Here is a 12,133-nt window from a genome sequence, read left to right as displayed (position 1 = left end):
ACAAATTACTTTATAGACGCTAAGAAAGAAGTTGACAACACTTTTTAGCATTATCTACAATTGCAAATGTTTTTCGGGGCTGTAGCGCAGTTGGGAGCGCGCATGACTGGCAGTCATGAGGTCACGGGTTCGATCCCCGTCAGCTCCACTTGGAGTTAAATGAATATTTTGGGCAAATATGTTGTTATATATGTACTTTTTTCACGCTCATTACCCATGTAATAGCTCTGTATAAAATCTAATCTTGATTTCTGCTTGAATGGCTGTTAGAGTTTAAAATTATTGATAGGGTTGATTTAAGGAACAAAAGAAAATAATGATCCGGGTTAAGCAGGTTGTACGTTAAATTTATAATATGCCTCGATGAAAAAAATTGACCGAAGAGAACGAATTGTAGACTCTGCACTTGAGATATTCAGCAGAAATGGCTACAAGGACACAACCATCAGGGAAATAGCAAAAAAGGCGGGCGTGGGTCTTGGAACCACTTTTTATTATTTCAAAGATAAGGATGATCTTTTTTACTCAGTTATTTTCCGCGAAGTTGAAAAAGAAAGAAAAAAAGTCCTCGAAAAACTTGATGAAATAGCCAAGAAAGAGAAAAACCCATATAAACTTCTAAAAAAAAGGCTGTTCAATTCGATTGAAACTCTTGAGCAAAATGAACTGCTGAAGAAGATATTTCTCAAAGACCCCAGCCTGGTCATCCCATTCATTCATGATAAGTTTCATCTGCAGTATCTGAGTAGAATGATAAGCGGACTTGAGCTCCTCATTAATGACGGCATAAAGCAGGGATATCTAAAAAAGGTTGATACAAAGATGGCTGCTTTTTCCATTATAAGCGTGCTGAATAGCTTTTTGTTTTCATCTGTCGCGGAGAGGGAAAAAATAGATATAGGAAAGCTTATCAAGTTTTCAGGCAACCTCATCATTGACGGAATGGCAAAAAATCCTCTTAATGAGGATGGCGACTAAAGCAGCATTTCATCCATTTCAGGGCAATTCCACTTCATATTCCCTTCCATAAAGACGTAACATCTGCCTGGCTCGTTTGCTGTAAGCTGTATTCGGATACAGTATGGCGATCTCCTTGTAGGTCTTAAGAGCTTTTTCATTTTCCTCGTCCTTCCAGAGAGCTTCCGCCAAAAGTCCCATAGCGCGCATCTTCATCCTACTGTCTCCAAATGTATCAATAAATGAGGTAAGCCTTTTTATGGTTGGCCTGTACTGCTGAGTGATATAATAAAATCTTCCTATAAAATATTCATGGTCGGCAATCCTCCGTTCGCAAAAATATTTCCGATCTTTTGCTATATCAGCATAGGGACTATGCTGATACTCATCAATTACGACAGAGAAATTCTTGATTGCCTCTTCAGTGGCTGTCTGATCAAGGTCGGCAGAAAGTATCTGGTTGAAATTGCACATACCTGCCCTGTAATAAGCAAACGGCACCTGAGCATTTGCTGAATGGTACTTGGTAAACTCCTTATACTCTGCGGCAGATTCCTCATATTTTTCATCTCTGTAATATGTATCTGCTGCCTTAAGTCTTGCAGTAGCAACCCTTTTGCTATCAGGAAAATTGAATTTAACTTTTTTATAAACCTCAACTGCATTTTTATAATCTTCTTTATCGAGAAGTTTTTTTCCGTAAGCAAATAGCTCCATCACTGTCATGTTATTAGTCACAGGCGGAGTCGCGCATCCTGCATAGAAGAAAATCATGGTGATAGCTATCAAAGAGTAGAAACCAAATCTTTTACGGTTCATAAACATCAGCACTCCTCTGCACAGAAAGCATCCTTGAAAACCTCTACCTTTGCACCTTTATCTGTATCTGAAACTGAGACAACATCAAATCTGCATTTTCTCTCATTCAAACTATACTGCAAAAGATAAATCTGGGCACTCTTTAAAATTTTCCTCTGCTTCCGTTCATCAACATAATCTTCCGGATTGGCAAACCGGGAAGACGTTCTTGTCTTGACCTCGACAAATACAAGGTATTCTCCGTCTTCTGCGATTATATCTATTTCACCAAACCTTGTCCTGAAATTCTTTTCTATTATCCTGTAACCAAGTTTTTTGAGATGCTTCCCTGCTTTTTCTTCTCCGCTCCTGCCTTTTACGTGAAGCGCATAATCTGCTTTTTTTGTTGTTCTGATCTTTTTCAGAAAATCCCGAATCAAGGCGCCTTATTCCCGATTATACTGCGGACATTATCAACGTCTTTATCTCCCCTCCCGGAAAGACAGACAACAACTATATCATTCTTGCGGAATATTTTGCGGTCCCGCACAAGGTATGCAATGGCATGGGCACTTTCAAGGGCAGGAATAATCCCTTCTTTTCGTGAAAGCAGTTTAAACGCCTCAAGAGCTTCATCATCCGTAACATTCTTATAAACTGCCCGCCCCGTCTCCTTAAGATAACTGTGTTCCGGTCCTACTCCAGGATAATCAAGTCCGGCTGAAACTGAATGTGCCGGTATTATCTGTCCGTCGTCGTCCTGAAGTATATAAGTTTTTGCACCATGGAAAACCCCAACCTCCCCTGCGCAAAGCGATGCACCATGTTCTCCGCTTTCAATCCCATGACCGCCAGCCTCAACACCAATAAGTGCAACTTTTTTATCTTTAATAAAAGGGTAAAAAAGCCCCATTGAATTGCTGCCGCCCCCGACACAGGCGATACAATAATCCGGCAGTCTTCCTTCCTTCTTTTTAATATCGCGCCTCACCTCTTCCCCTATTACAGACTGAAAATCCCTTACTATCATCGGATAGGGGTGGGGGCCTACCACTGAGCCAATAATATAGTGGGTTGTCTCAACATTTGTAACCCAGTCCCTTAATGCCTCGTTAATCGCATCTTTTAATGTTTTGCTTCCTGACAATACAGGCGTAACTTTAGCACCCATAAGTTCCATTCTGAAAACATTGAGAGACTGTCTCCTGGTATCTTCCTCTCCCATGTAAATCTCACATTCAAGCCCGAAAAGCGCAGCAGCCGTGGCAGTTGCAACACCATGCTGGCCGGCACCGGTCTCAGCGATAATCCTTTTTTTCTTCATTTTTTTTGCAAGTATTATCTGACCCAGGGTGTTGTTTATCTTGTGTGCGCCGGTATGCAGAAGGTCTTCCCTTTTTAAATAAATTTTTCCTGCACCAATAAAATTCGAGAGATTCTTCGCATAATAAAGGGGAGTTGGTCTTCCTGCATATTCTTTAAGATAAATGGATAGTTCCTCTCTGAACCCTTTATTTTTCTTAATCTTAAGATATTCTCTTTCAAGTTCCTCAAGAGCAACCATCAATGTCTCTGGAACAAATTTCCCGCCGAATTGTCCGAAATGTCCTGTCTTGTCCGGTTGTGTTTTCATTAAATGCACCCTAAATATACTTTCCTATTATGAGCCCGAGCCTTTCTCTTACTTTATCAGTGATCGCTCCCCTGTCCGTTATTATTGCATTCTTTAGAGCTTGCGAACACTCACAGTTTCTTTCACCGCCTATCTGACTTACAGCATTTTTAATTATCTTCTGTGCCATCTTCACGTTATTCTTTATTGTTTCAAGTACCATATCTATGGTTACATCTTCTTCTGCCTCATGCCAACAGTCATAATCAGTTGCAAGGGCAATCGTTGCATAACAAATCTCAGCCTCCCTTGCAAGCTTTGCTTCAGGCAGATTTGTCATGCCTATAATATCCACGCCCCATTGTCTGTATATCAGAGATTCTCCTCTTGTAGAGAACTGCGGCCCTTCCATGCAGAGATAGGTTCCTCCTTTATGGACAGTGGCACCTGCCTTCAATGCAGAATCATAAAGCGTTTTCTTCAGTGCTTTGCAGACAGGATCCGCAAATTGTACATGGGCAGCGACCCCATTACCAAAGAAAGTGCTGGGTCTCATACGCGTCCTGTCGAAGAACTGGTCAGGGATAACTATGTGCCCCGGTTCAATATCCTCCCTCATACTTCCCACAGCGCTTACGGAAATAATCCATTCAACGCCAAGTTTTTTCATTCCATAAATATTTGCCCTGAAATTTAGCTCATGAGGAAGTATCCTGTGGCCACGTCCATGTCTGGGAAGAAATATAAGTTCTTTCCCATCAAGCTCTCCGGAAATATAGGCATCTGAAGGCTCACCAAAAGGAGTATCTACCTTAATCTCTTTAATGTTCCTAAGTTCCTCCATCCCATAGAGCCCGCTACCTCCTATTATCCCGATTTTCGCTTTCACATTCTGCCTCCTGATTTTTATATTTGATAAGCTTTATTTTTAAGTCCTGAGGTGAGGTAATTAATCAGAGGCAGAAGCCATTGTCAAGCAACGTTATTATTGCCGCAATAACAAAAAAATTCATATAGTTTAGAGAGTTCTTAAGCTTTTGCTGATAAAAACGACAAACACTCTGCATAAAGAATATCGCATCCCCTGTTAGAGTAAGATTCAATTCTCAAAAAAGTACAAACAGCGTCGGGTTTTTGGACATACTAACACATTGATTTAATTGAATTGTGAGCAAAAAGGTCATGTTCTAATTGTCTAAAATTAGGACATTTATTACCTATTGATAGATATATTATAATTACCCTCACACATATTAGTCTAATAAAACAATGCGTTAATCCATGATCAGCAGATATGGCATAAAACTTGCATATATCTAATTTAAGAATAGTAATTTATTAATAATAAAATATTATATAATAAGAGAGAATTTAAGATGAAAAAATTCAATATAAGTATTTTGTTAATATTACTGATAATAATTTTTGCGGCAACAAACTCTTTTGCCACTCCTATTGAATTCAGCTTTAGTGAAGCAAGCGGACGTTCGGCTTCTGCGAGTATTGATGTAATTGGTGGACAGTTGGTTATAGTCTTGAGCAACACTTCAACGGGCGCTCCGGATACGAATGCTGCAAATAGCCTTCTTACGGCACTATACTTTGACCTTCCTGATTCAGCGTCAATAACGGGCGGCACAGTTTTAATAAGTCCGGAAAGTTATACTGAAAATTTTAAAACAAAAACAGGTGGAGCAATATCATTGACGGGTGGAGCAGATGTGTCCTCAGAGTATGGCTTTGGCAATAATGGAGATGAAATACTGACTGCTCAACTTCCTGCAGGAGACCCCGCAATAGAACATGTAAACTTTTTTTCTGCAATGCAAACTCATACAACTCCTTTTTTAATGATTCCTCCGGGAACAAACCTTGATGGTACTATAAATCTTGATGGACCGCAGGGGGGATTAACAAATAATGCTGTTGATTTAGGAGGACTGGGAGCAATCTGTAATTCCGTTACAGCTAATCTTAATATAATGGGAGTTGACCTTAACAATCCTGAAAGCGCATCCAGCACCCTTTCCTATATATTCCAGGACGGAATTACATTCGAGTTTGGCTCTGATATATATTTTTATTCAACTACATATATTCCACCAGTACCTGAACCTTCTACAATGTTAATGGTTTTGTTAGGTTTAATTGGTTTAGGAGCAAAAGGGTATATATCCAGAAAACATTAAAAGCTAAAATATCTGTTTAAAAACCAACCTGCCCAATATTATTATAGCCATATTAGCTGCAAAGTGTCGGTTTTTTTGACATTATAACCCATTGATTTTATTGATAGTCAATCTTTTAGAATAAATTAGTGTCGGGTAATTTAACACTTTTTTATTATTAATAACAAAAATATAGTTTTTTATACAAATCATAGCCACATATTAAGTCAATCAAATCAATATGTTATAATATTTTTTATTACTTATTTTGTTATTTGGAACAAAATTTGCGTAATATATATACGTATAAATATAATTTGTGAGGGGGGTATGAGCAAAACGAAATACATATTAGCATTAATTACTGGAATATTAATTTTTTTTGTAACTATTCCTTTTCAAGCAATTGCCACACCGATTACTTTTAACGGGTCTGACGGTCTGTTGAGCGCAAGTGCAACATTCGATATTGTTGGAGGAAACCTCAAAGTAACACTTACTAACACCAGCACCAATGATGTTTTGGCCCCAAGTGATGTGTTGACTGCTCTTTTTTTCAGTATCACAGGAGATCCGGAATTAACAAAGATATCTGCTATAATTGATTCGGGGAGCACATACTATTTCGACACTACACCTCCAGTCCCTGTTGGGGGAGATGTTGGAAGCGAATGGGCTTACAAAAATGGTTTATCAATGTCAAATGGGGCAACGCAGGGAATATCAAGCTCAGGGCTCGGATTATTTGGTCCCAGCGACAGATTTGATACTTCACATGGTAGCAATTACCTTGATTTTCCAGCGGACCCGGATGGTCTTAATTATGGTATTCTTTCAGCGGGAGATATAATTACAACAGGTAATGCAAAGGTAACCGGAGGAACTCCGTTAATCAAGAATTCAGTGATTTTTACTTTGGGAGGACTCCCTTCAGCCTTTTCCCTAAATCAGATATCTTCTGTACTTTTCCAATACGGCACAGGATTAAGTGAACCGCAGATTGTTGTCACAAATGTACGTCCCACACCGGAACCAACGACAATCATTCTGCTCGGTGCTGGTATTCTGGGATTGGCAATCTGGCAACGGAAAAAGCAGTAACACAGACTGTTAACTGTAAAAATTAAAGGTATTTCCCTGTTACCATTTTCTTTTACAACAACATCTCCTGAAACTTCGAGTACAAATCATCCAGCTTAGAACAGTAATATTCAACATTCTCATCGGGCTGCATTTTATCCCATTCACTTGCAAGCTTACATGATTCGTAAACAGTAACCTTCTTTTTCGTGCCGGTCACATAATAAGATATCTGGTCTCCCGGCTGGTAGTTTCTCGCTGATTTTAACGCAAGCTCGTAGGAAGCGGAAAGATTCCTCTTTTTCCCCGATGTCTTCTGTTTGTACATTTCAACTGAATCCGAAAGAGTCTCTGTTTTTGAGAGCATGTTAATATCAAATTTGTGAGACCTTATTTTCCTTATATATTCATCATAAAGAGATGGAACATCACTTCCCTTACCGGTTAGAATCAGATAAATCATTTTTTTGAGGAATTCCCTCTGGAACTTCTCAAGCCCCCTTGATTTTAAACCTGAACCTTTAATGAAAAGCTTTCCGTTGTAATCGAGAAGTGCATAGTTCTTAATTTTATAACTGAACATAGATTTGTATCTTCCATCAAATTCAACTTCTATTCCGCTTGGGAGCGTTTTTGAAAGCTCTCGGATAATTTCCTCTTCCTCCTTTTTTGTTTTGACACTTTCCGGGGGAACAAAATAGATGCCGTCTGTATCTATCTCTATTGGCTGGCATCCCTTCTCGTTAAGCCATCCAAGCATTGATTTAATAATCTCACGCCCCTTTGCAGTAACTTCCGCAGCACTCTTAAAATCTGCAAAGTTGGAAAACCCGGCGGCGAGGTATCCATAAAATGAATTTATCAATATCTTGAATGCTCCCTGCAGGGCATTATAATATTTGCGGGTATTCTCATCCATTGCTTCAAGTGCTGTTTTCTTAGCTTTAACCCTGAAATCACGCAGGTCTCTGAGGAGATTCAAAAATATGTCAAGATCATCGGATGCGGGTTTAATCCCGACATTTATCATTATGGAGGGATAAAGTGAGCGGACATCGCAATGAAGAACACGCTCTATCACCCCTGTCTTGAAAATATCCGTATAGCCGCCTTCTATCTCTATACGCTGCTCAGCTATCTGAGGGATAGAGTGCCTTCTATATAAGTACTCACGCATAAAGAGGGAATTAATTTTTGTGGCATTACCGCGGACTATGATATTCTGGTAAGAATACGGGAATATCTGCGATTCTATGAAATACCCTTCTCCGAAAAGTTCTGCAAGTGCTCTGGTTTCCCTGACATCATCAAGATTATATTTAAAAAGTTTTGCCGGTTCATTGTCAAAAACAGAAGCTATGTCTTTCCCCTCTATGTAAACTCGATCAGATGAAGAAATCCCCATCTGGACTGCAATACTTTTAAGCCCGTACTCGTCAAGTTCCCGGGCAGCGATATCATAAGCCTGTGCAAGAAGGTAGGTATCTATTATATGTCTCCCATAAATTTCCCATTTTGGATAAGCAATTGTACGCTCAGCAAAAACCACCCTCGATGCATGGGATTCAATCTTTTTCCCTCCCCTCCCCCATTTTAAATCCACCTTCTTCAGCTTAGCTCTTGCAGATATGTACTCCATATCAAATTTGAATATGTTATGACCTTCGATTATGTCCGGATCTCTCTCAGCGATAATACTGCCCAATTCAATGAGCATTTCCTTTTCATCCATCTTTGAGCCGTCTATTACATACTCAAATCCATGATTGTCAGACAGGGCTATTGAAATAATCCTGTCTTTTTCACGAAGAGGATTTGAAAACTCAAACCCTTTTTCGCAGTATGTCTCGATATCAAGCTGAATCCTGCTTGCCGATGTCATATCCATACCTTTGAACAGGGTTTTGCCGGAACGAAGCAGATACTGATGGATGGGATCATTCAGAAAAAGATAGGGGGCTCTCTGGCTTGACGGCGGTTCTCCGCTTACCTTCTGCAGATGCTGTTTTGCACGAAGAAGCGATCCCCATGATTTGAATACTACAAGATATTTGAAGAAGTTGTTTCCTTCGAGTTCTTCGACATCAAATTTCTCATCAAGACAGACAAGATAATCTTCTTTACTCAGAAGTATAAAAGGCTCAAAGCTCTCCGCCCTTGACGAGACAACATCCCCTTTTCTTGAAAATATCTCAACTGTGCTGTCATTTTTCAACTCTACAGCTACAATCCCTTCTTCCTCATCCCATCCGAAGAGAGCTTTATTTTTTGAAAATTCCAGTGATTTTTTCATTTTATTTGCTGTTCATTGTAATAATTAATAACTTACAACCCAATCATTATTTTGTCCACAATCATAATAGCTGCAAAAATCTGATTGTTAGTTGTTGACACAAATCTTAAATTTGAAATAACAAAGACATGGAAATAAATAGAGGAAATATTAATGGATAAAAAAGAAAACAGTGCTGAGATCATAACTCACGAACTGGTTCATACCGGCGGGATTGCCGTTGAACGGTATTATTCTGAAAACATAACCCGACTCAGCCCGATTTTATTCATACACGGTGCATTTCACGGATCATGGCTTTACCATCATTTTCAGGACTATTTTGCAAGACATGGATTCGACACTTACGCCCTTAACTGGAAAGGGCATTACCTATCAGAGCCTGACCCTGATTTGGGGAAAAGGAGCATAATTGACGCAGTCGAGGATGCTGAAAAAGTAGTCAAGCAAGTTATAAAGAAAACACCGATTCTTGTAGGACACAGCATGGGAGTGCTCATCTCACTTAAATTCGCTGAAAGAAATGACGCGAAACTCGCCGTCCTTCTTGATGGAGCCCCTTACAGGAAAATTTATCTCGATGCAGGGCTCGACAAGGTGTTGACAAAAGAGGGGATAGAAAAGAATTTTAACATAACGGAGGACTATCGCTTCATTCTCCCCAGGAAAAATGCGGCACAGTCGTTTTTCGATCCAGAACTAACGGGAAAAGATGAGATGTCCCGTTACCTCACCCTTGTACAGGAAGAATCAGGAAAAATCCTTATAGACGTATTTACAGGAAAAATCGAAGTAAACAGTGAAATAATAAAGATACCTCTTTATGTGCTCGGCAAGGCATTTTCTCCGACCGGACACAGACTTAATGAAATGAAAGCCAGAGATCTTAGAGCAAAAGACTGTCGCGTATTTGAAAAAATGTCTCACGACATGATGCTTCAGAAAGACTGGCGTGATTACGCTGATATAATCCTTGGGTGGATAGAAAACGAGAAGTTTTAATTAGGCAGTTCTAAGAGAAAGATATAAAATAATATTTTAACAAAAATCAGAAATATAGTAGAAGTAATAGTTATTAAAAAATACATAATCTCTAGGAGAATTTGGATGAATTCATTAAGACCCGGAAAGTCTTATTTTTTAAAATTCCTGTTTGCTGCATTTGCGCTTTGCCTGTTATTTTCATGCTCAAAAGGGGTAGATGAAGCTAAAAAAGCCGCAGAAACCGCACGGGATGAAGTCATAAAATCCGGAGCAGACAAACTTGTCCCGCGGAAATATCAGGCCGGAATAAGGAAAATGAAAGTAGCCGGCAAAAAAGCAGAAAAGAACGACACGAAGAAAGCAAAGGAACTTTACGACATTGCGAAGACTAAATTTCTGGAAGTAGCAAAGAGAGCGCCTGAAAAGAAAGCAAGGCTTGAAAAGAACATCCAGACATCACTGGAAGAAATCAAAACAGCAAAGCAGACCGCACAGGATAATGTGAAATCCATTAACAGAAAGTGTGTCGAAGATATAGTTGCCCGGACGCTTGGCAATTCCGGCGCAGGCAAAGACTATGTTTTTCAATATTTTGACAACCTTATGAATAAAGCTGAGAAAAAAATACAGAATGCTGATGAGCTTACTGAAAAAGCCTCACATCTTAATGGAGACGCCACACTGATAGAGAAAAACTCTAAACTTAAACAGGCGCTGAATACCTACAACATGGCTGGGAAGATAGCCATGGAAATCTGCACAAAGACTGAAGCCGATGCAAAAAAAATTGCCAACAACAACGGGGAGCTGCCTAAGCCAGCAAAAAAAGAAGGTAAACTATCAGGAAAGAAAAAAAATCAGAAGAATACGACCCCGGAAAATAATCCTGACGAATAATGACGTTTCATCAGTGCATTAAGATTTCTTCTTTTTCATTTCAAGAAATCTATAATTATATTTTCAAGCTCCTTCTTGTGATCTGTATTGAATATATTCTGCGCATGAGCATCAAACCATTTTTTCTCATATTTTAATTATATCATATAAATTTGGCATTGCTTTCAGAACAATAAGATAAGAAAATAAATTTATTATAAAGTCGGAATACAAAGGAGGAATACAAATGATGAGAAAAGTTCTGATAGCTTCACTGTCACTGTTCCTTGTTCTAACTGCAACATCATTTGGAAATGCAGAAACAAAAAGGATACTCTGGGGAAAGACTGCAGATATAAGCACGCTTGCAGGAGCCGGAAAGCTCGGATTCACAGACGGGAAAGGCACTCAGGCTCGATTCAACATACCTATCAGGCTTGCTATAGACCATGATGGGACAGTCATAGTCTCCGACATTTTCAACAACTCAGTAAGAAGAATCACAGAAGACGGCAACGTAACAACCGTGGCAGGCACTCTGGAAGGTGGTTATGTTGACGGTCCTAAGGAGAAAGCGAGATTCGGAACACCTCATGGGGTCGCAGTGGACAGTAAAAGGAATATCTATGCCACTGACCTTGTATCATCAACTATCAGAAAGATTTCTCCGGATGGTACGGTTTCAACATTTGCCGGCTCAGGCGAAGGCGGATACAGGGACGGCAAAGGGAAAGAGGCCATGCTCAAGATGCCTCACGCAATAGCCATTGACAGTGAAGACAACCTCATAATAGCTGATATAGGAAATAATCTGATAAGAAAAATCACTCCCGACGGGACTGTCTCGACCCTGGCAGGAGGGCTTGAAAAAGGCTACAGGGACGGCAATGCAAAAGAGGCTCTTTTCAGTATGCCGATAGATGTTGCTGTTGACGGCAAGGGAAATGTTTTCGTCTGCGATATCGGGAACAACAGAATAAGGAAGATTTCAAACGGCACGGTATCTACGATTGCAGGCAACGGCAACAAAGGGTATGTTGACGGAAAAGCAGAAGAGGCTGAATTCAATGGTATTCACGGCATCGCCATTGATAAAAAAGGCAACTTGTTCATTGCCGAGCTTCAAAATCAGGTAATCCGCTGTCTTACACCTGACGGGATGGTCTATACTGTAGCGGGAAGCGGAGAAAAGGGAGATAAGGACGGCAATCAGGATACTGCATCTATGAATGAACCGGGCGGTCTTGCAATTGACTATAAAACAGGGACGATTTATATCGCAGACCTCTATAATCACAAGGTTAAGAAACTCATATTCACAACTAAATGAAATTATCAGGAAGTGCAGGATCCTATTTTTTACTG

General features: G+C 39.8%; 11 protein-coding genes and 1 tRNA gene. 7 read left to right on the top strand and 5 right to left on the bottom strand.

Annotated elements, in window-relative coordinates; translation table 11 throughout:
* The first annotated feature begins 75 nt into the window (after positions 1 to 75).
* A tRNA-Ala gene (locus HZA77_11340) sits at positions 76 to 148 on the top strand.
* A 215-nt stretch (positions 149 to 363) separates the two neighbouring features.
* Positions 364 to 978, top strand: coding sequence for a TetR/AcrR family transcriptional regulator (locus HZA77_11335; protein MBI5376020.1), 615 nt, complete (start codon positions 364 to 366; stop codon positions 976 to 978).
* An 18-nt stretch (positions 979 to 996) separates the two neighbouring features.
* Here HZA77_11335 and bamD read toward each other — a convergent pair whose 3' ends face one another.
* The 4 genes from bamD to mtnP are packed head-to-tail and all read right to left on the bottom strand — an operon-like array spanning position 997 to position 4,256.
* Positions 997 to 1,776, bottom strand: a complete 780-nt coding sequence (gene bamD / locus HZA77_11330) for an outer membrane protein assembly factor BamD (protein MBI5376019.1) — start codon at positions 1,774 to 1,776, stop codon at positions 997 to 999.
* A 5-nt stretch (positions 1,777 to 1,781) separates the two neighbouring features.
* Positions 1,782 to 2,171, bottom strand: coding sequence for a YraN family protein (locus tag HZA77_11325; protein MBI5376018.1), 390 nt, complete (start codon positions 2,169 to 2,171; stop codon positions 1,782 to 1,784).
* A gap of 20 nt (positions 2,172 to 2,191) precedes the next feature.
* A complete protein-coding gene (gene trpB, locus HZA77_11320) occupies positions 2,192 to 3,388 on the bottom strand; it encodes a tryptophan synthase subunit beta (GenBank protein MBI5376017.1) in 1,197 nt (398 codons plus the stop codon).
* A gap of 10 nt (positions 3,389 to 3,398) precedes the next feature.
* On the bottom strand, positions 3,399 to 4,256 hold the full coding sequence (gene mtnP, locus HZA77_11315; GenBank protein ID MBI5376016.1) for an S-methyl-5'-thioadenosine phosphorylase: 858 nt from the start codon (positions 4,254 to 4,256) through the stop codon (positions 3,399 to 3,401).
* Between the two features lie 487 nt (positions 4,257 to 4,743).
* Here mtnP and HZA77_11310 point away from each other — a divergent pair, with 487 nt between their 5' ends.
* On the top strand, positions 4,744 to 5,556 hold the full coding sequence (locus HZA77_11310; GenBank protein MBI5376015.1) for a PEP-CTERM sorting domain-containing protein: 813 nt from the start codon (positions 4,744 to 4,746) through the stop codon (positions 5,554 to 5,556).
* Positions 5,557 to 5,865: 309 nt separating this feature from the next.
* Positions 5,866 to 6,636 (top strand): PEP-CTERM sorting domain-containing protein, encoded by a 771-nt coding sequence (locus tag HZA77_11305; protein MBI5376014.1) that lies wholly within the window; start codon positions 5,866 to 5,868, stop codon positions 6,634 to 6,636.
* A gap of 52 nt (positions 6,637 to 6,688) precedes the next feature.
* Here the strand turns inward: HZA77_11305 and HZA77_11300 are convergent, their stop codons facing one another.
* Entirely contained in the window at positions 6,689 to 8,908 is a 2,220-nt protein-coding gene (locus HZA77_11300) for a DNA polymerase II (GenBank protein ID MBI5376013.1), read from the bottom strand.
* A 153-nt stretch (positions 8,909 to 9,061) separates the two neighbouring features.
* Here HZA77_11300 and HZA77_11295 point away from each other — a divergent pair, with 153 nt between their 5' ends.
* From HZA77_11295 to HZA77_11285, 3 genes are all read left to right on the top strand, one after another.
* On the top strand, positions 9,062 to 9,910 hold the full coding sequence (locus tag HZA77_11295) for an alpha/beta fold hydrolase (protein MBI5376012.1): 849 nt from the start codon (positions 9,062 to 9,064) through the stop codon (positions 9,908 to 9,910).
* Between the two features lie 105 nt (positions 9,911 to 10,015).
* Complete coding sequence (locus HZA77_11290; GenBank protein ID MBI5376011.1) at positions 10,016 to 10,789, top strand: hypothetical protein; 774 nt, start codon at positions 10,016 to 10,018, stop codon at positions 10,787 to 10,789.
* 226 nt (positions 10,790 to 11,015) lie between these two features.
* On the top strand, positions 11,016 to 12,098 hold the full coding sequence (locus HZA77_11285) for a hypothetical protein (protein MBI5376010.1): 1,083 nt from the start codon (positions 11,016 to 11,018) through the stop codon (positions 12,096 to 12,098).
* Positions 12,099 to 12,133: the final 35 nt, after the last annotated feature.

The sequence above is a fragment of the Candidatus Schekmanbacteria bacterium genome, assembly GCA_016219965.1.
Classification (GTDB): Bacteria; Schekmanbacteria; GWA2-38-11; order GWA2-38-11; family J061; genus JACRJM01.
This window is presented reverse-complemented; position numbering and strand designations above follow the sequence as displayed.